Here is a 22,829-nt window from a genome sequence, read left to right as displayed (position 1 = left end):
GGGCAATCTCGCATCGATCGTCAAGGGAGAGCTGTTTGTAAGTCCGCCCCATGGCAACACCTCCAGATGGAAGTGTTGCACTTCGTTTGTGAACTCAGGTCCTGGCTTTCGCCAGGACGACGGTGGGGGCGTGCCTTTACCCCTCCGCCAACACCCGCGCATTGGCGCGGACCGAGGCTTCGCTGACGCGGATGCCGAGGCCGGCACCGTCCGGCACCACGACGTGGCCGCCGCGATTGGCGACGCGCTCTTCCAGCACGTCCTCGGTCAGCACATGATGCGGCATGTAGAATTCGCAGCCGAGCGAGATGCCCGGCGTCGCGGCGATCAGCTGCGTGCCGGCGGCAAGCCCGATGCCGCCCTCCCACAGCGTGCCGCCATAGCCGGGCAGGCCCGCGATGTCAGCGATCGCCATGATCGCCTGCGCCTCGAACAGGCCGCCGGCCTTCATCAGCTTGATCGAGACGGCATCTGCCGCCTCGCGGCGCACCACCTCCATCATGTCGCGGCGGTCGAAACAGCTTTCGTCGGCGAGCACCGGCGTTTCCAGCGCCGCGGTGAGCTGCGCCATCACGTCGAGAAATTTGCGCGGCACCGGCTGCTCGATGAAGGTCGGCGCAAACTGCTCGATATCGCGCAGGATTTTGATGGCGCCGAACGGCGCCAGCGCCTGGTTGTAATCGACGCGTAGATCGACCTTGTCGCCGAATTCTTTCCGGATCGCCGCGAGATGATCGAGATCCTCGCGATGCGGCTTCACGCCGGTCTTGACCTTGTAGATCAAATTGCCGTCCGGAACCATCTTCCGCATGCGTTCGAGATCGGCGGCGAAATCCGGATCGGCGATCGAGAACGACAGCGGGATCGTGTCGCGTACGCGCCCGCCGAGCAGGTCGGCGACCGAAAGTCCCGACGACTTGCCGACGATGTCGAGCAGCGCCATCTCGATCGCGACCTTGGCTTCGGCATGTCCGACCAGCGCACGATCGAGCTCGGCCATCAGCGCGCGGATGCGGCGCACCGACTTGCCGAGCACGATTGGCCGCAAATAGATGTCGAGCGCGGCGAACGCCGCTTCCGGCGTTCCCGTGAACACTTCCCATGGTGCCGCCTCGCCCCAGCCGATCACGCCGTCGCTCGACGTGAGCTCCAGCAGCACGCGCTTCACCGTACCCTTGACGTTGCCGACGCCCTGGAGGCGCGCCATCTTGATCGGGCTCTCGATCAGGAACAGCCTGAGACGTTCGATGGTGGCTTCGGTCATGTCAGGCCTCCATTGACGTGCCAGACCTGGCCGGTGACGTAGGATGCTTTTGGGGATGCCAGGAAGGCGATGATCTCGGCGACTTCCTCCGGTCGCCCGCGGCGGCCCATCGGGATCAGCGTCTCGGTCGCGGCGATCTGCTCGGGTGTAAGCCGGCTTTCGCTGGGCTTGTCCTTGACGATCAGGCCCGGCGCGACGGCGTTGACGGTGATGCCCTCCCTGGCGAGCTCGACTGCGGTGAGCCGCACCAGCGCTTCGAGCGCGGAGCGGCTCGCGGCCGTCGCTGCAAAGGGCGCGAACTCCGGCCGGATCGCGTGAGCGACGAACGACGACACCGCCACGATCCGCGAATCTCGCCCTGCACGCAGCAGCGGCAGCGCGGCGTCCACCAACCGTGTGAACGCCAGCGCCGACTCGTCCATTGCCTTGCGGAACTGATCCGCCGGCGTACCGATGGCGCTGCCGCGCCGGGCATGGCCGCCGATCAGGATCAATCCGTCGAGCCGGCCGAAGGCACGTTGCGTAGCGGCGACGGTGTCGGTGGCCGCGGTCTCCTCGGCGAGATCGCCGAGGCATTTTGCGACGATCGCGCCTTGCGCTTCGGCTTCCGCCGCCGTGGCGTCGAGGCCGGCTGCGTTGGAGCGCGTGTGCAGCAGCAGCGCAGTGCCGGGCCCCGCGAGCAGTTTTGCGGTGGCGCGGCCGATGCCGCTGGCGGCGCCGGTGACAAGATAGACGCGATCGATTTCGGACATCACGATGCCGTTGTAACCGGCGGCAGCGCGCCGGTGCGGTGGAAATGGCTGAGGAACGCGCGCGTCGCTCCTTCCTGCGGATTGTCGATCACCTGTCGCGCCGGGCCTTCCTCGACCACGACGCCGTCGCGCATGAAGATCAGACGGTCGGCGACTTCGCGGGCAAAGGCGATCTCGTGGGTGACGATCACCATGGTCATGCCCTCCGACGCCAGCTGCTGCATGACGTTCAAGACCTCGCCGACAAGCTCGGGATCGAGCGCGGAGGTGACCTCGTCGAACAGCATCACGTCCGGCTCCATGGCGAGCGCCCGCGCAATCGCGACGCGCTGCTTCTGTCCGCCGGAGAGCGTTGCCGGATATTGGTCGGCCTTCTCTGCAAGGCCCACCTTCGTGAGTTGGGCCCGCGCCAGCTTCTCGGCGTCCGCCTTGGCCATGCGCCGCACCGTGACCGGTCCCTCCATCACGTTCTGCAGCGTCGTCATGTGCGGGAACAGATTGAAATGCTGGAACACCATGCCGGTGGTGGTACGGAATTTGGCCAGCGTCTTCACATCGGGGAGCTTCGTACCCTCGCCGAACGAAAAGCGGGTGTCGCCGACGCGAACGCTGCCGCCGTCGGGCGTCACCAGGAGGTTGATGCAGCGGAGCAGCGTCGACTTGCCGGAGCCGGACGGGCCGATCAGCGCCACGACGCCGCCCTTCGCGACATCCAGGCTGATGCTCTTCAAAACCTCGTTGCTGCCAAAGCTTTTGCGCAGCGCCCGGATCTCGATCTTGGAAGAGGTGTCGCTCATTCGCCGACCGCCAGTCGCTTCTCGCCGCGCCGGACCATGATGGTCAGGGGGATCAGGATCGCCGCATAGGCGACCGCGACGGCGGTGTAGGTTTCCAGCGGACGGTAGCTGTCATGGGCGGCGACCTGGCTCTGATAGACCAGATCAGGCACCGCCAGCACCGAGACCAGCGAGGTGTTCTTGAACTGGATGATCGACTGGTTCATCAGCGCCGGGATCATGCGCTTGATCGCCTGCGGCAGCACGATGCGCCGCATGCTCTGTCCCGGGGTCATACCGAGCGCGGCACCGGCTTCGGACTGGCCGCGGTCGATCGAGATGATGCCGCCGCGGATGATCTCCGAATAGAACGAGCCGCCATAGAGCGACAGCGCCAGCGCCGACGCCGTGATTGGGGTCATCTCGACACCCGCCAGGATCGGCAGCGCGTAATAGAACCAGATCAGCTGCACCAGGATCGGCGTGCAGCGGAACGCCTCGATGAAGGTGAGCGCGAGCAGGCGCACCGCGCGAAAGCGCGACAGGGTGCCGAACGCGCCGAACAGGCCGAAGACGAGGCCAAGCACGACGATGACCACGGTGAAGCCTACGGTGACGCCGAGCCCGTTGAGAAAGAGCCAGCGATAGCTCCAGAGGATGCCGAAGTCCCACTGATACATGCGTGTGTTACTCGTCGAACGCCTTGACCGCCGGCATTGTCGTCCGGGGCGATGCGAAGCATCGAGCCCGGAATCTCGAGATTCCGGGTTCGCCCTTTGGGCGCCCCGGAATGACAGTGGAAGACTACAGCGAAACGCCCGGCGGAATGTCCGCCTCGGTCACGCCCACCAGCTCCATGTTGGTGATGATGGCGTTGCGAATGAAGCCGAGGCCTTTGTTGAAGTCGATCCAGGTGTTGACGTAGTCGCGCCAGGTCTTGTCGGTCTCGCGGCGGAAGCCGGCGTTCGACGTGGTAGCAAAGATCGGCGTCGGCAGCACGAACTGGCCCAGCGAGGGATTTTTCTTCAGCACCGTGAGCGACAGCATGGTGATCAGGCACTGCGCGTCGACGCGGCCGGTCTGGAGCGCGGCGGTGGCGTCGTCGGCGGTCTTCAGCCGCGAGATCTGCGCCTTCGGCGTCAGGCGGCTCACGACTTGGTCGTGCGAGGAGCCCTGGTCGACCGCGATCTTGATGTCGGGCGAGTTCAGCTCGGCCCAGCTCTTCGGCTTGAAGTCCTTCTTGCAGAGGATGCCGAAGGCGTTGTTGAAGACCGGCACCGAGAAGTCGACCACCAGCGCGCGCTTCGGGGTCGGGTTGAGGCCGAAGAAGATGTCGATCTTGTTGGACTGCAGGTCGAGCACCGAATTGCCCCAGGTGGTCTCGGTGATCTCGAGCTCGGCCTCCATGTCCTCGGCGAGCGCCTTGGCGATGTCGACGTAAAAGCCTTTCCACTGGCCGGTCGAAAGATCCTTCATGTAATAGGGCGCGCCGCCGCCGACCGCGCCGATCCGCATCTTCTTGGTGCGGCGGATGCGGGCGAAGGTCGATTCGTTGGTATCGGCGGTCTGCGCCACGGCAGGGGAGGCCAGCGTCGCCGCGCCAATCGCGCCAAGTCCGACAATCGATGCAACATCACGACGTGTAACCATTGGGATCAATCGCTTTTCTGTTGGAAGAAGTTCCGGCAGCGTTCTTACCAAGGCGCCTCCGGCAGTGAAAGCACAGCCTATCGGCTGGGCAGACCAGGAATTGCCCGGATGCTGGGCAAGCCACCATGAAGCCGCGCCTGTTCAAGCCGATACCCGCTTGCTTTCCGGTCCTTTTGGCCCCAAATAGGGGCCGGGAGATTGGCGGTGGACGAGCCACTCGCCAACCGGGTCAGGTCCGGAAGGAAGCAGCCCTAACGAGGTCCGGATCGGGTCGCTCGTCAGTCTCCTACCTGTTTTTCCGAGCGAATTGCGCCGGCGGCTCGGGCCGCCAGCGCGCTCCTTTCCGCAAAGCCGGCCGAAAGACACTTCATTGCGGATCGACCGATGACCGACGCTGGCGCCCCTCCCAACCCTGACAGCGCCGGCCGGGCCAGCACGCCCTACCGGGTGCTGGCGCGGAAATACCGTCCTTCCTCGTTCGACGATCTGATCGGCCAGGAAGCCGTGGTCCGCACCGTCTCAAATGCGTTCGAGACCGGTCGCATTCCGCAGGCCTGGATTCTCACCGGCGTCCGCGGGGTCGGCAAGACCACCACTGCGCGCATCCTTGCCCGCGCGCTCAACTACGAGATGCCGGATGGCTCGGTGAAGGGCCCGACGGTCCAGATGCCGACGCTCGGCGTGCATTGCCAGGCCATCATGGAAAGCCGGCACATGGACGTGCTGGAGATGGACGCGGCCTCGCACACCGGCGTGGACGACGTCCGTCAGATCAATGACAGCGTCCGCTACGCGCCGGCCAGCGCCCGCTACAAGGTCTACATCATCGACGAAGTCCACATGCTGTCGACGGCGGCGTTCAACGCCTTCCTGAAGACGCTGGAGGAACCGCCGGAGCACGCCAAGTTCGTGTTCGCAACGACCGAGATCCGCAAGGTTCCGGTCACGGTGCTGTCGCGCTGCCAGCGTTTTGACCTGCGCCGCGTCGAGGCCGACGTGCTGATGAAGCATCTGGCCAACATCGCGGCCAAGGAAAACGTCGAGATCGAGCCCGAAGCACTAGGTATCATCGCACGCGCCGCGGAAGGCTCGGTGCGCGATTCGCTCTCGCTGCTCGATCAGGCGATCGCGCATGCGGCAGGCACCGTGAAGGCCGATGCCGTCAGGCAGATGCTGGGGCTCGCCGACCGCACCCGTGTCATCGATCTTTTCGATTCTCTGGCGCGTGGCGACATCGCGTCCGCGTTTAGGGAGTTCCGCGACCAGTACGACGTCGGCGCCGATCCGATCGTCGTGCTCTCGGATCTCGCCGAATTCGTCAATTTCGTCACCCGCGTGAAGATCGTGCCGGCGACCGCCGACAACGTCGCCTATGGCGAGACCGAGCGCGTGCGCGCGCGGGATTTCGCCTCGAAGATCTCGATGCGCGTGCTGTCGCGGATGTGGCAGATGCTGCTCAAGGGCATCACCGAGGTGCAGGCCGCGACGCGGCCCGCCGCAGCCGCCGAGATGGTGCTGGTGCGCATCGCCTATGTCGCCGACCTGCCGACGCCTGACGAAGCGATCAAGATGCTGGAGCAGAACGGCGGTGGTTCGCCGGTCGTGAGCGGCGGCAGTGCCGCGCGCAACGCGCCGGCCGGGCCGGTGGCGTCCGCGGCTCCCGTTCGCATGCCGAATTCGTCACCGTCCTCGTTCGGCGGCGGTGGTGCTCGTCCGCAGATGGCAACACCCGCGCCGGATCCGCAAGCTGCCACGCCCGTGTTGCGCGTCACGAGCTTCACCCAGCTCGTTGCCCTGGCCGGGCAGAAGCGCGACCTCCTGACCAAGGGCGCGCTCGAAGGCGACATGCGCCTCGTTCGTTTCGAGGAGGGCCGGCTGGAAGTCGCGCTCGAGCCGAACGCCTCCAAGACCATGATTTCCGATCTCGCGCGAAAATTCGAGCTCTGGACCGGGCGCCGCTGGACCGTGATCGTCTCCAACGAGCCGGGCCAGCCGACGCTGCGCTCGGTAAGCCAGGCGGCCAAGCAGGAACATGCGCGCACCGCCGAGGCCGATCCGCGCGTGCGCGAGGTGCTGTCGCGGTTTCCGGGTGCGAAGGTCGTCGAGGTCCGCAGGCTTGCCCCCGAGGCGCCGGAATCCGATATTAACGCCGACTATGGCAGTGACGATCCGCCCGACGGTTCCGACGGCGACGATCTCTAGAGCATGATCCGGAAAAAGCGTGCAGCGCTTTTCCGACTGGATCACGCTCAAAACAATCAGCGAAGGCGCGACGATGAGTCATCGCGCCAACCAAGGACAGCACCGATGGTCGATATTTTCGGCATGATGAAGCAGGCGCAGCAGCTGCAATCCAAGATGCAGGAGATGCAGGACCAGCTCGCCAACGTCGAGGTCGAGGGCATCTCCGGCGGCGGTCTCGTCGCCGTGCGCATGACCGCGAAGATGGACGTCAAGGGCGTCAAGATCGATCCTTCGCTGATGAAGGCGGAAGAGCGCGAGGTGCTCGAGGATCTGCTCGTCACCGCCTTCGGCGAGGCCCGCCGCAAGGCGGAAGCCGCCATGCAGGAGAAGATGCAGTCGCTCACCGGCGGGCTCGGTCTGCCGCCGGGGCTGTCGGGGCTGTTCGGCCACTAGGATGGGCGCTGTTGCGGGTCCTGAAATCGAGCGGCTGGTCCAGCTTCTCGCGCGGCTGCCGGGCCTCGGTCCGCGCTCGGCGCGGCGCGCCGCGTTGCATCTGATCAAGAAGCGCGAAGCGCTGATGATACCGCTGTCCTCGGCCATGCAGGTCGCGCTCGAGAAGGTCCAGGTCTGCAAGACCTGCGGCAACATCGACACGCAAAGTCCCTGCACGGTCTGCACCGATCCGAGGCGCGACCCCTCGATCATCGTCGTCGTCGCCGACGTTGCCGATCTCTGGGCGCTGGAACGGGCCAATGCCACTCAAGGGCGCTATCACGTGCTGGGTGCGACATTGTCGCCGCTCGACGGCGTCGGCCCGCAGGACCTCACCATCGAGGCGCTGGTCGCGCGCGCGCATGAGGCGCAGGTGCATGAGGTCATCCTGGCGCTGAATGCCACCGTCGACGGCCAGACCACGGCACATTACATCACCGACCTGCTTCAGGACGCCAACGTAAAAGTAACCCGGCTCGCCCATGGTGTGCCGGTCGGCGGCGAGCTTGATTATCTCGATGAAGGTACGCTATCGGCCGCGATGCGGCAGCGCACCCTGTTCTAGCCATCCAGACTTACGGAACGGACGACATGACGAAACTTTTCGCCACACGATGGGCTTTGGTCGCGACGCTGACGATGCTGGCGACGCCGGCCATCTCCGCGCAACAGGACGACGGGGCTCCGCCGCCGTCGAAGCCCGGCAAGCCGATCAATGCCGGGGAGGTGCTGTCGGGCGAGCTGAACACGATGAAAGTGCGCGACGTCAAGAACGTCGGCAAGCGGGTTGCGACCTACCAGATCACCTCCGAGCCGCGCCGACTGCCGCCGCCGAGCGGGCTGTGCAATCTCGAGACCGGACCCGAAACCTTCCAGCTCGTTCCCAGCGGCGACGCGCAGGCAGCGCAGCTGAAGACGTTTGCCGGCAAGGAGATCTCGGTCAAGGTCGACGAAGTCGCCTGCGCCAGCGATCCCGGCCAGATGAGCGAGGCCGTGATCACGAAATGGAGCCTGATCAAGAAGCAGTAGGGGGCGCCCCGTTTGCTCGCCACACATATAAGCGCATCTGTTTTTCGTCATGCCCGGGCTCGTCCCGGGCATCCACGTTTTTGGCGCCGCGTAGCAAGGCGTGGATGGCCGGGACAAGCCCGGCCATGACGGCGTTGCGCTAAACCCGCACCGGCCCCAGCGCATCAAAATGCCCGCGCTTCTGCAACCAGGCCAGCAGCACCAGGCTCGGGATCGCCACCAGCATGCAGATCACGAAGAACAGCGGCCAGCCGGTGGTATCAGCCACGAAGCCGGCGCCTGACGAGAGATAGGTCCGCCCCACCGCGGCAAGCGCGGTGAGCAGCGCATATTGCGTCGCCGTGTGCAGCGGGTTCTGGCAGAGCGCCGAAAGATAGGCGACGAAGATCACCGTGCCGATGGCGCTGGTGAAGTTCTCACAGGTGATGGCGAAGGCGAGCGCCCATTGGCTGGTGCCGACGAAGGCCAGCCAGGAGAAGGAGAGGTTCGCGAGCGCCTGCACCACGCCGCCGATCCAGAGGCTGGTCGCAAGCGAATAGCGCCGCGCGACGAAGCCGCCGGCAAAGCCGCCGATCAGAGTCGCAGCAAGGCCCACGCCCTTCACGATCGCCGCATAGTCGTTGCGGGAGAAGCCGAGGTCGATCACGAACGGCGCGGTCATCGTGCCGGAAAAGGCATCGGTGAACTTGAACAGCACGACGAAGGCGAGTGCCGCAAGCGCGTCCTTGCGCGTCAGGAATTCCGAGAAGGCGCCGATTGCCGCGTGCAGCACGCGCGCGAGCGCGGTCTGCGTCTGCGTCGCGGCTTCCGCCCGCAATGACTGCTCGGGCTCGGTCGCGACCAGCGCCGTGATCGTCCCGATCAGGACCATCGCCGCCATCACCACATAGCCCCACATCCAGGCGGACGTGCGGGTGATGCCGGTGCTCTCGAAGCCGGAGACGATGAACAGCGCGCCGGCGGTCGAGACCAGCATGCCGATGCGATAGGCCGCGACATAGGACGCCATGCCGGCGGCCTGCTCGCTCTCCGGCAGGCTCTCGACGCGGAAGGCGTCGACCACGATGTCCTGCGTCGACGAGGCCGTCGCCACCAGCAATGCGCCGAGCGCGACGTAGAACGGCGAGCGCGCGGGATCGGTCAGCGCCAGCAGCAGGATCGCTGCGATCAGCAGCAATTGCGAGAACAGCAGCCAGCCGCGGCGCCGCCCGAAGGCGCGCGTGAACAGCGGCACATGCATCGCATCGACCAGCGGCGCCCAAAGGAATTTCAGCGTGTAGGGCGTGCCGACCAGCGCAAACAGCCCGATGGTCTTGAGATCGACGCCGGATTCCCGCATCCACACCAGCAGCGTCGAGCCCGACAGCGCCAGCGGCAGCCCGGACGAGAAACCGAGGAACAGCACGATCAGCACCCGCGGCTGCAGGTAAACGGCAAGGCTGTCACGCCAGGAGGTGGGGGCCGTGCCGGGGCCGGCAGGGGAGGTCGCGTCGGGTGCGGTCATGGGGTGGTGTTAGCAGATTCTGAGAGCCACAAGTGAGGTGTCGTCGCCCGGCTTGACCGGGCGACCCAGTATTCCAGAGGCCGGAGTTATGGAGGGCCCGCGATCTCCGCATAGAGATCGTTCCAATCGGGATTATCCTTCTCGATCAGCGCAATCTTCCAGGCGCGCGTCCATTTTTTCAGGCGCTTCTCGCGTTTTATCGCATTCTCGGGATCATCGAATTGCTCGAAATAGACTAGCTTCACAACGCCCTATTCCTTCGTGAAGCTCTCGACTAACTGCAATTTGTGTTCGGCCACACGGCGGATGAGATCGTTCGTTACGCCAATGTAGAGCGTGTCGCCCATCTTGCTGGCGAGAATGTACACGTAGTAGCAGCGCCCGCCCATCTGCCGTCTCTGGGATACTGGGTCGCCCGGTCAAGCCGGGCGACGACAGTGTGTTCTATATTCTACTCCCCCGCCTGGAGCTTCCTCGGGAACAACTCGGCAGCGCCGGTCGCCACGAGATGCGGGGCTTCGGGGGCATCGCTCTTGCTGAAATCGAGCTCTTCGATGCGCCCCGCGCGCTTCTCGATCTTGTCGGCGGAGATCAGGATCTGGCGGACGTCCTCGTTCGCGTCGGCAAAGTGCTTCTGCAATTTCAGCACGCGATCGCGCAGGCGGCCGAGGTCGTCGCCGAGCTTGATCACTTCGGTCTGGATCTGGTCGGCGGCATCGCGCATGCGCGCGTCCTTCATGATCTGCTGCATCACCTGGATTGCGAGCATCAAAAGCGACGGCGACACCAGCACGACGCGGGCGCGATACGCCTTCTGGATCACGTCGTCGAAACCGTCGTGGATCTCGGCGTAGACCGATTCCGACGGCACGAACATCAACGCCATTTCCTGGGTCTCGCCGGCGACGAGATATTTTTCGGCGATGTCGCTGACATGCTTCATCACGTCACCGCGCAGCCGCTGCGTGGCGATGCGCTTTTCCTCGTCGGTGCGCGCATCATGCAGCGCGGTCATCGCCTCCAGCGGAAATTTCGCGTCGATGCAGAGCGGACGCTGGTCGGGCAGGAACACGACGCAGTCCGGACGCTTGCCGGTCGAGAGCGTGAACTGGAACTCGTAGGCGCCCTTCGGCAGACCGTCCTGGACGATCGCTTCCATCCGCGCCTGACCGAAGGCGCCGCGCGACTGCTTGTTGGCGAGCACGTCGCGCAGGGTCGTCACCTGCGTGGTGAGGTCGGTGAGGTTCTTGTGCGCGCTGTCGATGATGCCGAGCCGCTCGTGCAGCGCGTGCAGGCTCTCCATGGTGTTGCGGGTCGAGTGCTCCATGGACTGGCCGACGCGGTGGGTCACCGAATCCAGCCGCTCGTTGACCGCGCGCGCCATGTCGGCCTGGCGGCCGGCCAGCGTCTGGGTCATGGCGTCGACTCGCCCCGAAGCCTCGCTCTGGGCGTGCAGCATCTGGCTGATGCGCTCCTCGAGCTCGTCGGCGCGGATGGCGTTGGCCATCGCGAGTTCCGCGCCGCGCCGCCCTGACCGCGCGATCACGACGGCAATCACGAGCAGCAGGATAAGGACCAGGGCGCCGAAGCCGATCAGCGCGTCCACGGTGCGCACCGGCCAGTCGCCAAGCATGAAAATGATCTCGTTCATGCCCCTGCTTCTAGCCGATTCGCTTCGAGACACGAACGAATAGCGAACATTTATGGTAAATGCTCTGTTAATTTTTATGGTTAACGAAACCTGAAGTTTTATGGTTAGCGGAGGGTTAACGGGGTTCCCGGCCGCATTGACCGCATCGAACGCGCGGCTTAAATCGCGGCCATGGCCCTCAGAGAAATCATCATCCTGCCCGACAAGCAGCTGCGTCTGGTCTCCAAGCCGATCGAGAAGGTCACGCCGGAGATCCGCAAGCTTGCCGACGACATGTTCGAGACCATGTACGACGCGCCCGGCATCGGGCTCGCGGCGATCCAGATCGCGCAGCCGTTGCGGCTGATCACCATGGACCTCGCCAAGCCCGACCAGGACGGCGAGACCAAGCCCGAGCCGCGCGTCTTCATCAATCCGGAAATCATCGCCTCTTCGGAGGACCTGTCGGTCTACGAGGAAGGCTGCCTGTCGATCCCCGAATATTACGAGGAGGTCGAGCGCCCTGCGAAGGTGCGGGTGCGCTACACCGATCTCGACGGCAAGGTGCACGAGGAGGACGCCGAAGGCCTCTACGCCACCTGCATCCAGCACGAGATCGACCATCTCAACGGCGTGCTGTTCGTCGACTATCTGTCAAAGCTCAAGCGCGACCGCGTGCTGAAGAAGTTCGAGAAAGCCGCCAAGCGCGCGGAGTGAGGTTCTCTGTCGATGCCCCTCCGCCTGATCTTCATGGGCACGCCCGATTTCTCCGTGCCGACGCTGCTCGAGCTCGTCGCGCATGGCCACGAGATCGCGGCCGTGTACACGCGCGCGCCGAAGCCCGGCGGACGGCGCGGGCTGCAATTGCAGCCGACCCCGGTGGAAGAGGCCGCGCGAAAGCTCGGTGTGCCCGTGCTGACGCCGAAGACTTTGAAAACGCCGGAGGCGCTGGAAGAGTTTCGCGCCTTTGACGCCGATGCGGCCGTCGTCGTCGCCTATGGCATGATCCTGCCGCAGGCGATCCTCGATGCGCCAAAGCTCGGCTGCTACAACCTGCACGCCTCGCTGCTGCCACGCTGGCGCGGTGCCGCTCCCATCAACCGCGCGATCATGGCCGGCGATGCCGAGAGCGGCGTGATGGTGATGAAGATGGATGTTGGCCTCGACACCGGCGACGTCGCTATGGCGGAACGGCTCGCGATCACGGACAACATGACCGCGCTCGATCTGCACGATCGTCTGTCGCGGCTCGGTGCCGATCTGATGGTGCGCGCCATGGCCGCGCTGGCGCGCGGCGGGCTTCAGCTGAAGCAGCAGAGCGAGGACGGCGTCACCTATGCCGCCAAGATCGACAAGGCCGAGGCGCGGATCGACTGGACCAGGCCCGCGCGCGAGGTGCTGCGCCATATCCACGGCCTGTCGCCGTTTCCCGGCGCCTGGGCCGAACTTGAGAATGCGCGGGTCAAGATCCTGCGCTGCGAGCTGGCGAAAGGCACGGGCGCACCCGGCGAGGTGCTCGACGATCACCTCACCATCGCCTGCGGCGAGGGTGCAATCCGTCTGATCGAGCTCCAGCGCGAAGGCAAGGCACGCATGCAGGCCGCGGACTTCCTGCGCGGCGTGCCGTTGAAGACCGGCGCCAAATTCACCTGACGCTGTCATACCCTGCGAAGGCGGGGTATCCAGTACGCCGAGGCTTCTCGGTCGAACGGATAGGCTGCGGAGTACTGGATTGCCCGGTCGAGCCGGGCGATGACAGCGAAACTGGACAAGATGCCCCGCTACAAGCTCACCATCGAATATGACGGCGCGCCGTTCTTCGGCTGGCAGGTGCAGGAGACGCTGCCCTCGGTGCAGGGCGCGTTGGAGGCCGCTGTGAAGGCGATGACCGGCGCGGATGCGCGCGTCCATGGTGCCGGCCGCACCGATGCCGGCGTGCATGCGCGCGGCCAGGTCGCGCATGTCGATGTCGGCAAGCAGTTTCCGCCGGGCCGTTTTCGCGACGGCTTGAATGCGCATCTGCGCCCGCATCCTGTCGCGGTGCTCGAAGCGGATATCGTGCCTGATAGTTTCGAGGCGCGCTTTTCAGCCATCAAGCGCCACTACCGCTACCGTATCGTCAACACTCGCGCCAATCTCGCACTCGATGCCGGCCACGCCTGGCGCGTGCCGCGCCGGCTCGACGCCGATGCGATGCATGCGGCGGCACAACGCCTGCTCGGCAAGCACGATTTCACCACCTTCCGCGACACCGAGTGCCAGGCCAGGTCGCCGGAGAAGACGCTCGATCAGCTCGACGTGCTGCGCGACGGGCGCGAGATCACCATAGTCACCTCGGCGCGCTCATTCCTGCACAGCCAGGTGCGTTCGATGGTGGGGTCGCTGATGTGGGTCGGCGAAGGCCGCTGGACCGCCGATGATCTCTCCGCAGCGCTCGCCGCACGCAACCGCGCCGCCTGCGGCATCGTCGCCCCGCCGGACGGGCTGTATCTGATGCAGGTGGATTACTGATGGGATGAGGGCGCGTACTCTCGCTACATCCCCCCACTGTCATGCCCCGGCTTGACCGGGGCATCCAGTAGCCGTGGCCTCTCGGCTCAGTCACTGTCGTCTCTGGAATACTGGATCGCCCGATCAAGTCGGGCGATGACAGCGGAGTGGGCAGGCGGAAGAGCCTACCCAAAATACCTCGCCAAAATCCCGCGATACACCTTGGTCAACCGCTCCAGGTCCCTGACCGGCACGCGTTCGTCGATTTGGTGCATGGTCTGGCCGACCAGGCCGAATTCGATCACCGGGCAATAGCTTGAGATGAAGCGCGCGTCCGAGGTGCCGCCTGAGGTCGACAGCTCCGGCTTGCGGCCCGTCACTTCTTCGATCGCGGACACCGCGAGATCGGTGAACGGGCCGGGCTTGGTCACGAACACGTTCGAGTTCGAGGGCTCCCAGACGATGCGGGCGCGAATGCGGTTGCCGCAGGCTTTTGTCAGCCGCATCTCGACCAGCTCGCGCAGGCTCGCCTGAGTGTGGTTGTCGTTGTAGCGGATGTTGAATTTTGCGCGCGCTTGTCCCGGGATGACGTTGTTGGCGGTGTTGCCGACGTCGACCGAGGTGAATTCGAGGTTGGAGGCCTGGAACTGCGCGCTACCATGGTCGAGCGGCTCGTCCGAGATGGCCACGATCAGCCGCGCGATATCAGGCACCGGATTGGCGGCGCGGTGCGGATAGGCGACATGGCCCTGCACGCCGTCGACATACAGCGTGCCGGATTGCGAGCCGCGGCGGCCGACCTTGATGGTGTCGCCGAGGGTCTCGACATTGGAGGGCTCGCCGAGCACGCAATGGTCGAATTTTTCGCCGCGCTCGGCCGCCCACTGCAGCAGCTTGATGGTGCCATTGATGGAGACGTCTTCCTCGTCGCCGGTGATCAGGAAGGAGATCGAACCTTTGCCGTCGCTGCGCGGCTTGCCGTCGTTCGCGGCCAGATGCTCCAGCACCGCGGCGACCGAACAGGCGATGCCGCCTTTCATGTCGACCGCGCCGCGGCCGTGCAGAAAGCCGTCCTTCACCTCGCCCGAGAACGCGCCGACGCTCCAGGCGCTCTCGTCGCCCGGCGGTACCACGTCGGTGTGGCCGGCAAAGGTGATGTGCGGCCCGTCAGTGCCGATCCGCGCAAAGAGATTGTCGACGTCGGCGGTGCCGGGCTCGCTGAAAGTCACGCGGTGGCATGTGAAGCCTGCCGCATTGAGGGCTTTTTCGAGCACGCCCAGTGCACCGGCATCGGCGGGGGTTACCGAGGGGCAGCGGATGAGATCGCGGGCAATCGAGAGAGCATCGGTCATGCGCCCCGCTTAACATGCATGCCGCCGGGTGGGCTAGCACTGGGCGGGACAAATTCGATCTCGCTCTGCTGGTCCCAGCTTTTCGTCGAAGGTGCGGGCGCGGAGCCATCTTCAAGGACGGCCAGTGGATCGGGGCCGAACCGGTTGTCGCCCGAGGTGCCGGGCACAATGAACATTTCCACGAGGCCCCAAAACCACGGAATGTGCACGGCCCAGGCGACGGCAAGAACCCAGTTTGAATTGGTGGGCAGCAGGTCCGAGAACTGGTCGAACAACGCAGGCACGACGAAGAACGGAACCAGCCACCAGCCGCTCCGGTCGCGATCGTGCAGCCGCTTGGTCGCGGTTGCGAGATAGATCCACAGGAATAGCAAAGTGCCGAACACTTTGAGGATGAGGGTCGCGCGATCGGCCGTAGCCAGCTGACGATAGGCCCTGGGATCGACCACGTTGAAGATGTCGTCGACACCGAAATCGAAGTCGACCTTGAAGTTGAAGGCGAAAGTTGCCGCCCCGTTCAGCACCTTGATGGCCTGGTCGATCATCCCGAGCATGCAGGCCAGCATCATGACGAGCAGCAGCGCCTGCCACAGCAGCGCGCGGTTGATGCGGCCGTCGAAGCGGAAGAGATACCAGATCCAGTCCATTCCAAAGGCTCCGGGCGGGAAAGGTCGCCCGGATGTTGGTCGCGATGGGGGGAGGGCGGGTTCGATGGACCCTCGGTGTCGTACGGCAGCTGGTGCCGCGAATCAATCCCGCAGCAGCTCGTTGATGCTGGTTTTGGAGCGCGTGCGCTCGTCGACGCGCTTGACGATGACGGCGCAGGCGGTGCTCGGGCCGATCTGGCCGTTCTTCATGGGCTTGCCGGGCAGCGCGCCGGGAACGACGACCGAATATTCCGGCACCTCGCCGATGAAGATCTCGCCGGTCTCGCGATCGACGATCTTGGTCGACGCCCCCAGGAACACGCCCATCGACAGCACCGCGCCCTTGCGCACGATCACGCCCTCGGCGACCTCGGAGCGCGCGCCGATAAAGCAATCGTCCTCGATGATCACGGGCTCGGCCTGCAGCGGCTCGAGCACGCCGCCGATGCCGACGCCGCCGGAGATGTGCACGCGCTTGCCGATCTGCGCGCAGGAGCCGACGGTCGACCAGGTGTCGATCATGGTGGATTCATCGACGTAGGCGCCGAGATTGACGAAGGACGGCATCAGCACGACGTTGCGGGCGATGAAGGCGGAGCGGCGCACGATGGAGCCGGGGACGGCACGGAAACCGGCATCCCGAAAGCGGTTCTCGCCCCAGCCGTCGAACTTCGAGGGCACCTTGTCCCACCAGGCCGCCTTGCCGGGGCCGCCGGAAATGGCGCCCATGTCGTTGAGGCGGAACGAGAGCAGCACCGCCTTCTTCAGCCATTGATTGACCTTCCACTTGCCGTCGGCCCCGCGCTCGGCAACGCGGGCCTCACCCTTGTCCAGAATCTCCAGCGCGTGATCCACGGCCTCGCGGACCTCGCCCCTGGTCGAGGTCGAGACGCCGTCGCGCGCCTCGAAGGCGCCGTTGATGGTGGATTCGAGGACGGACAGGGACATTTGGCGATCCTTGAGCAGCATTTGCGGGGAATTTGGATCGCTTTTTCGGGACTTGGAGCGAGAGAGTCAAGAACGCAGTCGGCCATGTCCCGGCGCGTTCGGACGCGCCCGGGACATGGCCGGCGGCTATTTTGATGTGCCCGCGAGATCGATGCCGTTCACGATACCCTCGCAGAGGCCGGCGAGCTCATTTCCGAGTTCGGTCAATGCCGGTGAACGGTAGCGCGCGAAGGCCATAGCCGGATCAAGCCATCGCAGTTCGGCTTGACCGTCTGGAAAGCCGATCACGGCGAACTTCAGGGGGGCCTCGAGCAGCGCCGCGCTATCGGCGGTCAGCAGCCGCGACATCAGGCGTGGGTGGAAAAACAGGACCTGACGCGCGGGGCCGATGGCGAAGCCGCCACGACTGAGCAGCATTTGCGGGTCGATCTCGTGCAGGATCCAGAGGTCTGCCGCAATGATTCCCTGCTTCAAGCGGGTGACCACCTCTTCGACGGTCAACGAAGAGGTGACCGACCGTTGAAACGAGCTTGCGGCCGAACCGCATCCGGAGAAGGCCACAGGTTGCGGTGTTTGCGTCATCGGATCAGCCTTCGCCCGGCTTCGGTGCCCGGCTCGCATCGAACGCTTCGAGCGTCCGTGCCGAGTAGACCAACGACGCCCCCGCACCGATCGCAATCGCCACGCCGAGGGCCTCGGCGAGCTCCTCACGGCTCGCGCCGAAACGTGCGGCGGCGGCGGCGTGAACCGCAATACACCCGTCGCAGCGGGCGGTCACGGCCGCCGCCAGCGCGATCAACTCGCGCGTCTTTCCGTCCAGCTTTCCTGTCTGGGGGCCAGCCGCGCCAAGTTCGCGATAGCCCTTCAGCGTCGCCGGGCTTAGGGCACCAATGTCGCCGATCCGCGCCAGCAAGTCGCTCCGATAGGCGCTCCAATCCATCATCATTGTCTCTCTCCTCGAACGGCGGGTTGTTGCCGAGCTCGAGAGATAGACGTGCGGTCTCGCGGGAGCCATCAGCTATGGGCGTATGGCCGCTATACAGCTTGCCGAAGCGTCAGGCGAATTGACGGAATTCTCCCGCGATGAAGTCCACCACGGCGCGAACCCGCCGGACCTTGCCGGTGTCGCGATGAAATCCCAGCCACAGCTCGCGGCTCGGGACGGGCGCCGGCGTCTTGATCGAACGAAGCGCGGGATAGGCCGAGGCCAGCCGAGTCGGCAAGCAAACCAGCCCCGCGCCGGCGGCGGCCGCAGCGGCCTGACCATCGCGGCTATTGCTGCAGAATCCAACATGTGCCTGCGGCAAATAGCGACGCAGCCACTTCGTCTCCGCAACGCTTTCGGCGAGCGCCGCGTTCATTGTAATGAGCGCAGCGTCGGCGCCACCGTCCGAAAAATCGGGCGGTCCCTTTGCCTTGAGATAGGCAGCAGCAGCATAAAGCTGGAACGGAATGCTGCCGATCTTCCGCTGCATCAGTCCGTCCTGCTGGAAGCGCCCGAAGCGTAGGGCGACATCTATCTCCCGCCACGTGAGGCTCAGGGCCTCGGCGTCAGTAACCAGCTCGACGGTGACGGTCGGATGCGCCGCGCAGAACTTCGCCAGCAAAGGCGAGAGGATCCGTGCCCCGAGCCATTCGGGCGAGGTCACGCGCACCGTTCCGGTCAGTCCAGCGCTGCTGCCGACTGCGATCCGCTGCGCCGCCAGTGCTGCGTCCTCCATCCTCTCGGCATAATCGAGAATCTGCCGTCCGGTGTCGGAGAGCCGAAGGCCGGACGGAAGGCGGTCGAACAGGATCGCACCGAGCTTGCTTTCGAACAGTTCGAGGCGCCGGCTCATTGTCGGTTGCGTGGTGCCCAGCTTTCGTGCGGCACCCGAGAGGCTTTTTTCGCGAGCCAGGTGCAGGAAGTAGCGCAGGTCTTCCCATTCGATCGCAGCCAAGTCTGTCGGCTTCTGAGGCACGGTCGCTCCTGCGTTGCTGCGGGGGTCAGCCGATCGCGAGCGACTGCAGAAACCCAGTCAGATCGTCGGTGACGTGGTCGACATGGGCCGCATCACGGCCCGCCAGTTCCCAATCTTCACGCACCACTTGCTTGGTGCCGTCCGACACCACGAGTATCGTGGTCATGCCGAGCTCGTGCGGAACGGTGAGGTTGCGGGCGAGGTCCTCGAACATCGCTGCGCGGGTCGGATCGACCGAATGGTCGGCGAGAAACTTCCGGTAGGTCTGTGGCGCCGGCTTCGGCTCGAATTCGGCGGCGATGATGTCGAACACGCCGTCGAAATGCGTGGCAAAGCCGAGTCGCGCCAGCACCGCATCGACATGATCGACCGAGCCGTTGGTCAGGATCAGCTTTCGTCCCGGCAGTTTTGCAATGGCCTCGCCCAGGGCCGGGTTCGGCTCCAGCGGGGAATGGTCGATCTTGTGGACATAGGCGAGATAGTCGTCGGCGCGTACACCATGCAGGGTCATCATGCCACGCATGGTGGTGCCGAAGCGCTGGTAATAATCCTTCTGGATCTTGCGCGCTTCCACCGGTGTCAGATTGAGCCAGTTGCAAACGAACTCGGTGATCCGCGCATCGACCTGCTGCCACAGATTGACGTGGTGCGGATAGAGCGTGTTGTCGAGGTCGAACACCCAGGTGTCGATATGGGCAAAGGCGCGGGAGGAGGTCATTTTCACTCTCTATCCGTTGACCGCGGCGGCGCCCCACCCTCAATCGTCGTCCTGGCGAAAGCCAGGACCCATACGCCGTGACCGATCATTGGGACACTGCGGTCGTCGTTCTTCGCCAAATCCAATCCTGGGGTAATGGGTCCTGGCTTTCGCCAGGACGACAGCGGCGTGCGTGGCACCGGTACCATCACAACAGCACCCGTCACGGCATTGCAAACCGCAGCGTCTTGCCGCCGCTCGACATGTCCACCGCGCTAAAGCCCGTGGCCGCGAAACCGCGCGCGCCGCAGTCGGTCTGCTCGTTGGTCTCGAACTTGGTCTCGCGCGTGCAAAGCTGCTTGTCGCCGCCCCAGTTCAGCGGCTTGTCCTTCAGCTTGACGATTCGGTTATCGGCGTCGATGGCTTCCGCGAAGCTGAATATCTGCTTCGGCTGGCCGCTCACATCAGGGTGCAGGCAGGTCTTGGGGTCGATGCGATACCAGCCACGGCTCGTCACCGATTTGCCGTCGTCGGTGGCGACCGCCGCCATCACCTTGTGCGCGGTGTCGTTGCACCAGGTGAGGCCTGTCGCAGACGGCGTCTGCACGGCATCGACCATGGTCTTGAAGAAGTTCGGCGACGACAGGATGTCGGACGACAATCCGCGGCTCTTCAGGAAAGCGGCCAGCGCGCCTTGCGTCTTCGGCCCGTCGACGCCGTCGATCGGCGCGGCGTCGTAACCTGCGATCACCAAAAGCCGCTGGATGCCGGCGAGGCGGGCCTGCTCGTCGTCATACTCGGAGTCCTCGGCGAGATAGGCGACGAAATTGCCGTCCGCGCCTTGGGTCGGGGTGATCTGGGTGAAGGCGGCTTGGGTCTGGCCGCTGCGGCACTGCCGCGCTGCCGCGATGACGAAATTGTCCTGCGCGACGCACAGCGTGTCGCTGCCGTTCTGCGGGATCGGGGATGCGCCGTAGACGCCGAGCGCGCGGGCGTTGAGCAGGATGCGGTCGGCGGAGAGCGTGCCCTGCACCACCACGCGGCAGGTGGCGGGGTCGATCCTGAACCAGCCGCGCGTCGCGGTCGCCGCCTTGTCGTCGATGCCGATCGCGGCCTCGACGACATAGGACATGCGGTTGCAGATTTTCAGGTCGGCGAAGGCCGGTGCGGAGGAGAACACGAACGAGATGGCTGCGGCAGGGAGCGTCATCAGGAAGCGCGTCAGGACGGAGCGGCGAGGCCGCCGCTCTCCCAGCACTGTTCCTGTCCGCTCTTCTCTCACTTGTGGATCAGCGTGCCCGTGCCGGTATTGGTGAAGAGCTCGAGCAGCACCGCGTGCTGCATCTTGCCGTCGATGATGACGACGCCCTCCACGCCCTGTTCGAGCGCGTAGATGCAGGTCTCGACCTTCGGGATCATGCCGCCCGATATGGTGCCGTCCGCGATCAGCTTTCGCGCGTCCTTGACCGAGAGCTGCGGGATCAGCTTCTTGGACTTGTCGAGCACGCCCGGCACGTCGGTGAGCAGCAGCAGCCGCTTTGCCTTCAGCGCGCCGGCCACGGCACCTGCGAAAGTGTCGGCGTTGACGTTCAGCGTCTGCCCCTCTTTCGAGGTCGCGAGCGGCGCGAGCACGGGGATCAGCTCGTAGCCGATCAGCTGGTTGAGCAGCGTGAGATCGACTTTCTCGGGATCGCCGACGAAGCCGAGATCGACCGCCTTCTCGATGTGCGAGTCCGGATCCATGATGGTGCGCGTCGTCTTGGACGCCTTCACCATATTGGCGTCCTTGCCAGAGAGCCCCACGGCCTTGCCGCCGGCCTCGTTGATGTAGCCGACGATCTGCTTGTTGACGGAGCCGGCGAGCACCATCTCGACGATCTCGATGGTGGCGGCATCGGTGATGCGCAGGCCGGCTGCGAATTCCGAGACGATGCCGAGGCGCTTGAGCATGGTCGCGATCTGCGGGCCGCCGCCATGCACCACCACCGGATTGATCGCGGTCTGCTCGAGCAGCACGATGTCGCGGGCAAAATTCTTCGCGGTCTCCTCGTCCCCCATGGCATGGCCGCCATACTTGATGACGATGGTTTCCTCGTCATACTGCTGCATGTGCGGCAGCGCTTCGGACAGGATGCGGGCCTGGTCGAGCGGGGAGATTTCGGTCATGAGGCGGATCTCGCTGGCGGGATACTCGGGCCGCGTTCTATCCGATTGGCGGGCGGGGCGCAAAGTGATGTTCTTCCCCTCTCCCCTTGCGGGAGAGGGTGGATCGCCGCGATAGCGGCGAGACGGGTGAGGGGTTCTCTCCGCGCGCGCAATAGTGAGTTCGTGGAGAGAACCCCTCATCCGGCGCTTCGCGCCATCTTCTCCCGCAAGGGGAGAAGGAACAAAGAGCCACTATTTCTTTCCCACCACCGCCGCGAGCGTCACTGCCAGCCAGCTCAAGATCATCACCGATCCACCCGTCGGCGCCGCATATGGAAACAGCGAATGGCCGGCATATTGCCGCAAGGTGAGGTCGCCCGCGAACAGCGCGGCGCCGGCTGCGAAGCCGGACGCGGCGATGATGCCAATTCCGCCGTGCAGAAGGCCGCGCCCGAGCAGGGCGACGGTCGCGAGTATGGCGGTTGCATGAAACAGCAGCATGGCGCTTGCGGCGGCGAGCCGGCTCGCATCGCCGCCATGCGCGGAAGCGGCGGCCAGCGCGACGCCGGCGGCGCCCATCATACCGGCAAGCCCGATCAACAGGCGGAACGCCGCCATTACGAGGTGCGCTCTTCCAGCAGCTTGGCGATCGCGGCGCGCAGCTCGGCCATGCCGGTTGCGCTCCGCGACGAGGTCGCGAGCACGTTCGGGAACGCGGCCGGACGCTTGGCGAGCGCGGCCTCGGTCTCGACGATGCGCGATTGAAGCTCGGCGGCCTTGATCTGGTCGGCCTTGGTCAGAACCAGCTGGTAGCTGACCGCGGAGCGATCGAGTGTCTTCAGGAGTTCGAGATCGACGTCCTTGAGGCCGTGCCGCGCGTCGACCAGCACGTAGACGCGCGCGAGGCTCGCGCGTCCGAGCAGGAATTTGTGGATCAGCTCGGTCCAGGACGCGACCTGGCTCTTCGGTGCCTTGGCATAGCCATAGCCGGGCATGTCGACCAGGCGCAGGTCACTTTTCCCGGGGACCTCGAAGAAGATCAGCTCCTGGGTGCGGCCCGGCGTATGCGAGGTGCGCGCGAGCGCGTTGCGGCCGGTCAGCGCGTTGATCAGGCTGGACTTGCCGACATTGGAGCGGCCGGCAAAAGCGATCTCCAGCCCCGCCATCGGCGGCAGCGTTTCAGTCGAGGGCGAGGCCCAGATGAACTGCCAGTCGCGCGTGAACAGCTTTCGCCCGACCTCGATCAGCTTCGCATCTTTGTCGTCGGTCATGCGAAGGCTTTCTGTTTGTCCGCGTCATTGCGAGCGA

The 22,829-nt window shown here is 65.0% G+C and carries 25 protein-coding genes, 1 other RNA gene and 1 pseudogene; 8 read left to right on the top strand and 19 right to left on the bottom strand.

What is annotated here, in order from left to right:
* Nucleotides 1-136: 136 nt before the first annotated feature.
* The 5 genes from IVB36_RS02300 to IVB36_RS02280 all read right to left on the bottom strand — a co-directional run bounded on the left by IVB36_RS02300 (nt 137) and on the right by IVB36_RS02280 (nt 4,442).
* Entirely contained in the window at nt 137-1,264 is a 1,128-nt protein-coding gene (locus tag IVB36_RS02300; protein ID WP_018453011.1) for a muconate cycloisomerase family protein, read from the bottom strand.
* Nucleotides 1,261-2,016, bottom strand: a complete 756-nt coding sequence (locus IVB36_RS02295) for an SDR family oxidoreductase (RefSeq protein WP_018453012.1) — start codon at nt 2,014-2,016, stop codon at nt 1,261-1,263. Before IVB36_RS02295 ends, IVB36_RS02300 begins: the two co-directional genes overlap by 4 nt.
* Entirely contained in the window at nt 2,016-2,813 is a 798-nt protein-coding gene (locus tag IVB36_RS02290; RefSeq protein ID WP_018453013.1) for an amino acid ABC transporter ATP-binding protein, read from the bottom strand. Before IVB36_RS02290 ends, IVB36_RS02295 begins: the two co-directional genes overlap by 1 nt.
* The gene (locus IVB36_RS02285) at nt 2,810-3,472 is read right to left on the bottom strand and encodes an amino acid ABC transporter permease (RefSeq protein WP_018453014.1); all 663 of its coding nucleotides are present in this window, start codon (nt 3,470-3,472) and stop codon (nt 2,810-2,812) included. Before IVB36_RS02285 ends, IVB36_RS02290 begins: the two co-directional genes overlap by 4 nt.
* A gap of 124 nt (nt 3,473-3,596) precedes the next feature.
* Complete coding sequence (locus IVB36_RS02280) at nt 3,597-4,442, bottom strand: transporter substrate-binding domain-containing protein (protein ID WP_018453015.1); 846 nt, start codon at nt 4,440-4,442, stop codon at nt 3,597-3,599.
* Between the two features lie 193 nt (nt 4,443-4,635).
* Here IVB36_RS02280 and ffs point away from each other — a divergent pair.
* The 5 genes from ffs to IVB36_RS02255 all read left to right on the top strand — a co-directional run bounded on the left by ffs (nt 4,636) and on the right by IVB36_RS02255 (nt 8,147).
* Nucleotides 4,636-4,732: signal recognition particle sRNA small type (gene ffs, locus IVB36_RS02275), an RNA gene on the top strand.
* Nucleotides 4,733-4,826: 94 nt separating this feature from the next.
* Nucleotides 4,827-6,644, top strand: coding sequence for a DNA polymerase III subunit gamma/tau (locus IVB36_RS02270; RefSeq protein WP_018453016.1), 1,818 nt, complete (start codon nt 4,827-4,829; stop codon nt 6,642-6,644).
* A gap of 105 nt (nt 6,645-6,749) precedes the next feature.
* Nucleotides 6,750-7,079 (top strand): YbaB/EbfC family nucleoid-associated protein, encoded by a 330-nt coding sequence (locus tag IVB36_RS02265; protein ID WP_247390446.1) that lies wholly within the window; start codon nt 6,750-6,752, stop codon nt 7,077-7,079.
* Between the two features lies 1 nt (nt 7,080).
* Complete coding sequence (recR, locus tag IVB36_RS02260) at nt 7,081-7,683, top strand: recombination mediator RecR (protein ID WP_018453017.1); 603 nt, start codon at nt 7,081-7,083, stop codon at nt 7,681-7,683.
* Between the two features lie 26 nt (nt 7,684-7,709).
* The gene (locus tag IVB36_RS02255; RefSeq protein ID WP_026232439.1) at nt 7,710-8,147 is read left to right on the top strand and encodes a hypothetical protein; all 438 of its coding nucleotides are present in this window, start codon (nt 7,710-7,712) and stop codon (nt 8,145-8,147) included.
* A gap of 139 nt (nt 8,148-8,286) precedes the next feature.
* On the opposite strand, the gene IVB36_RS02250 is transcribed toward IVB36_RS02255, so the two are convergent.
* The 3 genes and pseudogenes from IVB36_RS02250 to rmuC form a co-directional block, all read right to left on the bottom strand.
* On the bottom strand, nt 8,287-9,651 hold the full coding sequence (locus tag IVB36_RS02250; protein WP_018453019.1) for an MFS transporter: 1,365 nt from the start codon (nt 9,649-9,651) through the stop codon (nt 8,287-8,289).
* Nucleotides 9,652-9,737: 86 nt separating this feature from the next.
* Nucleotides 9,738-10,040: pseudogene (locus IVB36_RS02245) on the bottom strand (GIY-YIG nuclease family protein).
* 62 nt (nt 10,041-10,102) lie between these two features.
* Nucleotides 10,103-11,302, bottom strand: coding sequence for a DNA recombination protein RmuC (gene rmuC / locus IVB36_RS02240; protein WP_018453022.1), 1,200 nt, complete (start codon nt 11,300-11,302; stop codon nt 10,103-10,105).
* Nucleotides 11,303-11,473: 171 nt separating this feature from the next.
* Here rmuC and def point away from each other — a divergent pair, with 171 nt between their 5' ends.
* From def to truA, 3 genes are all read left to right on the top strand, one after another.
* Complete coding sequence (gene def, locus IVB36_RS02235; RefSeq protein WP_007597693.1) at nt 11,474-11,998, top strand: peptide deformylase; 525 nt, start codon at nt 11,474-11,476, stop codon at nt 11,996-11,998.
* A gap of 12 nt (nt 11,999-12,010) precedes the next feature.
* Nucleotides 12,011-12,934, top strand: a complete 924-nt coding sequence (fmt, locus tag IVB36_RS02230; RefSeq protein ID WP_018453023.1) for a methionyl-tRNA formyltransferase — start codon at nt 12,011-12,013, stop codon at nt 12,932-12,934.
* A 120-nt stretch (nt 12,935-13,054) separates the two neighbouring features.
* Nucleotides 13,055-13,792 (top strand): tRNA pseudouridine(38-40) synthase TruA, encoded by a 738-nt coding sequence (gene truA / locus IVB36_RS02225; protein ID WP_026232440.1) that lies wholly within the window; start codon nt 13,055-13,057, stop codon nt 13,790-13,792.
* 164 nt (nt 13,793-13,956) lie between these two features.
* Here truA and dapE read toward each other — a convergent pair whose 3' ends face one another.
* From dapE to yihA, 11 genes are all read right to left on the bottom strand, one after another.
* Nucleotides 13,957-15,123 (bottom strand): succinyl-diaminopimelate desuccinylase, encoded by a 1,167-nt coding sequence (dapE, locus tag IVB36_RS02220; RefSeq protein WP_018453025.1) that lies wholly within the window; start codon nt 15,121-15,123, stop codon nt 13,957-13,959.
* Entirely contained in the window at nt 15,120-15,770 is a 651-nt protein-coding gene (locus IVB36_RS02215; RefSeq protein WP_018453026.1) for a DUF805 domain-containing protein, read from the bottom strand. Before IVB36_RS02215 ends, dapE begins: the two co-directional genes overlap by 4 nt.
* Before the next feature lie 102 nt (nt 15,771-15,872).
* Nucleotides 15,873-16,718 carry a 2,3,4,5-tetrahydropyridine-2,6-dicarboxylate N-succinyltransferase gene (gene dapD / locus IVB36_RS02210; RefSeq protein ID WP_026232441.1) on the bottom strand — a complete coding sequence of 282 codons (846 nt, stop codon included), beginning with the start codon at nt 16,716-16,718 and terminating at the stop codon, nt 15,873-15,875.
* Nucleotides 16,719-16,844: 126 nt separating this feature from the next.
* Entirely contained in the window at nt 16,845-17,300 is a 456-nt protein-coding gene (locus IVB36_RS02205; RefSeq protein WP_231189775.1) for a DUF302 domain-containing protein, read from the bottom strand.
* A gap of 4 nt (nt 17,301-17,304) precedes the next feature.
* On the bottom strand, nt 17,305-17,664 hold the full coding sequence (locus tag IVB36_RS02200) for a carboxymuconolactone decarboxylase family protein (RefSeq protein ID WP_018453029.1): 360 nt from the start codon (nt 17,662-17,664) through the stop codon (nt 17,305-17,307).
* Between the two features lie 109 nt (nt 17,665-17,773).
* Nucleotides 17,774-18,679 (bottom strand): LysR family transcriptional regulator, encoded by a 906-nt coding sequence (locus tag IVB36_RS02195; RefSeq protein WP_018453030.1) that lies wholly within the window; start codon nt 18,677-18,679, stop codon nt 17,774-17,776.
* Nucleotides 18,680-18,704: 25 nt separating this feature from the next.
* A complete protein-coding gene (locus IVB36_RS02190) occupies nt 18,705-19,397 on the bottom strand; it encodes a pyrimidine 5'-nucleotidase (RefSeq protein WP_018453031.1) in 693 nt (230 codons plus the stop codon).
* 202 nt (nt 19,398-19,599) lie between these two features.
* Nucleotides 19,600-20,586: a DUF1036 domain-containing protein gene (locus IVB36_RS02185; protein ID WP_018453032.1), complete on the bottom strand. Its 987-nt coding sequence runs from the start codon at nt 20,584-20,586 to the stop codon at nt 19,600-19,602.
* A gap of 68 nt (nt 20,587-20,654) precedes the next feature.
* Nucleotides 20,655-21,542 carry an acetylglutamate kinase gene (argB, locus tag IVB36_RS02180; RefSeq protein ID WP_007597683.1) on the bottom strand — a complete coding sequence of 296 codons (888 nt, stop codon included), beginning with the start codon at nt 21,540-21,542 and terminating at the stop codon, nt 20,655-20,657.
* A gap of 231 nt (nt 21,543-21,773) precedes the next feature.
* Nucleotides 21,774-22,139 carry a DUF423 domain-containing protein gene (locus IVB36_RS02175; protein ID WP_018453033.1) on the bottom strand — a complete coding sequence of 122 codons (366 nt, stop codon included), beginning with the start codon at nt 22,137-22,139 and terminating at the stop codon, nt 21,774-21,776.
* A complete protein-coding gene (gene yihA, locus IVB36_RS02170) occupies nt 22,139-22,792 on the bottom strand; it encodes a ribosome biogenesis GTP-binding protein YihA/YsxC (protein ID WP_247390443.1) in 654 nt (217 codons plus the stop codon). Before yihA ends, IVB36_RS02175 begins: the two co-directional genes overlap by 1 nt.
* Nucleotides 22,793-22,829 lie beyond the last annotated feature (37 nt).

Source organism: Bradyrhizobium sp. 35, assembly GCF_023073215.1.
Classification (GTDB): Bacteria; Pseudomonadota; Alphaproteobacteria; order Rhizobiales; family Xanthobacteraceae; genus Bradyrhizobium; species Bradyrhizobium canariense_D.
This window is presented reverse-complemented; position numbering and strand designations above follow the sequence as displayed.

Bases quoted from the DNA above. Each gene is read 5' to 3' on its own strand.
- IVB36_RS02200 (WP_018453029.1), bottom strand. From the start codon at position 17,664: ATGATGATGGATTGGAGCGCCTATCGGAGCGACTTGCTGGCGCGGATC.
- IVB36_RS02290 (WP_018453013.1), bottom strand. From the start codon at position 2,813: ATGAGCGACACCTCTTCCAAGATCGAGATCCGGGCGCTGCGCAAAAGC.
- IVB36_RS02185 (WP_018453032.1), bottom strand. From the start codon at position 20,586: ATGACGCTCCCTGCCGCAGCCATCTCGTTCGTGTTCTCCTCCGCACCG.
- IVB36_RS02270 (WP_018453016.1), top strand. From the start codon at position 4,827: ATGACCGACGCTGGCGCCCCTCCCAACCCTGACAGCGCCGGCCGGGCC.
- def (WP_007597693.1), top strand. From the start codon at position 11,474: ATGGCCCTCAGAGAAATCATCATCCTGCCCGACAAGCAGCTGCGTCTG.
- IVB36_RS02175 (WP_018453033.1), bottom strand. From the start codon at position 22,139: ATGGCGGCGTTCCGCCTGTTGATCGGGCTTGCCGGTATGATGGGCGCC.
- IVB36_RS02250 (WP_018453019.1), bottom strand. From the start codon at position 9,651: ATGACCGCACCCGACGCGACCTCCCCTGCCGGCCCCGGCACGGCCCCC.
- IVB36_RS02215 (WP_018453026.1), bottom strand. From the start codon at position 15,770: ATGGACTGGATCTGGTATCTCTTCCGCTTCGACGGCCGCATCAACCGC.
- IVB36_RS02280 (WP_018453015.1), bottom strand. From the start codon at position 4,442: ATGGTTACACGTCGTGATGTTGCATCGATTGTCGGACTTGGCGCGATT.
- IVB36_RS02190 (WP_018453031.1), bottom strand. From the start codon at position 19,397: ATGACCTCCTCCCGCGCCTTTGCCCATATCGACACCTGGGTGTTCGAC.
- IVB36_RS02300 (WP_018453011.1), bottom strand. From the start codon at position 1,264: ATGACCGAAGCCACCATCGAACGTCTCAGGCTGTTCCTGATCGAGAGC.
- fmt (WP_018453023.1), top strand. From the start codon at position 12,011: ATGCCCCTCCGCCTGATCTTCATGGGCACGCCCGATTTCTCCGTGCCG.
- IVB36_RS02295 (WP_018453012.1), bottom strand. From the start codon at position 2,016: ATGTCCGAAATCGATCGCGTCTATCTTGTCACCGGCGCCGCCAGCGGC.
- dapE (WP_018453025.1), bottom strand. From the start codon at position 15,123: ATGACCGATGCTCTCTCGATTGCCCGCGATCTCATCCGCTGCCCCTCG.
- argB (WP_007597683.1), bottom strand. From the start codon at position 21,542: ATGACCGAAATCTCCCCGCTCGACCAGGCCCGCATCCTGTCCGAAGCG.
- IVB36_RS02265 (WP_247390446.1), top strand. From the start codon at position 6,750: ATGGTCGATATTTTCGGCATGATGAAGCAGGCGCAGCAGCTGCAATCC.
- IVB36_RS02285 (WP_018453014.1), bottom strand. From the start codon at position 3,472: ATGTATCAGTGGGACTTCGGCATCCTCTGGAGCTATCGCTGGCTCTTT.
- IVB36_RS02205 (WP_231189775.1), bottom strand. From the start codon at position 17,300: ATGACGCAAACACCGCAACCTGTGGCCTTCTCCGGATGCGGTTCGGCC.
- rmuC (WP_018453022.1), bottom strand. From the start codon at position 11,302: ATGAACGAGATCATTTTCATGCTTGGCGACTGGCCGGTGCGCACCGTG.
- dapD (WP_026232441.1), bottom strand. From the start codon at position 16,718: ATGTCCCTGTCCGTCCTCGAATCCACCATCAACGGCGCCTTCGAGGCG.
- recR (WP_018453017.1), top strand. From the start codon at position 7,081: ATGGGCGCTGTTGCGGGTCCTGAAATCGAGCGGCTGGTCCAGCTTCTC.
- IVB36_RS02255 (WP_026232439.1), top strand. From the start codon at position 7,710: ATGACGAAACTTTTCGCCACACGATGGGCTTTGGTCGCGACGCTGACG.
- truA (WP_026232440.1), top strand. From the start codon at position 13,055: ATGCCCCGCTACAAGCTCACCATCGAATATGACGGCGCGCCGTTCTTC.
- yihA (WP_247390443.1), bottom strand. From the start codon at position 22,792: ATGACCGACGACAAAGATGCGAAGCTGATCGAGGTCGGGCGAAAGCTG.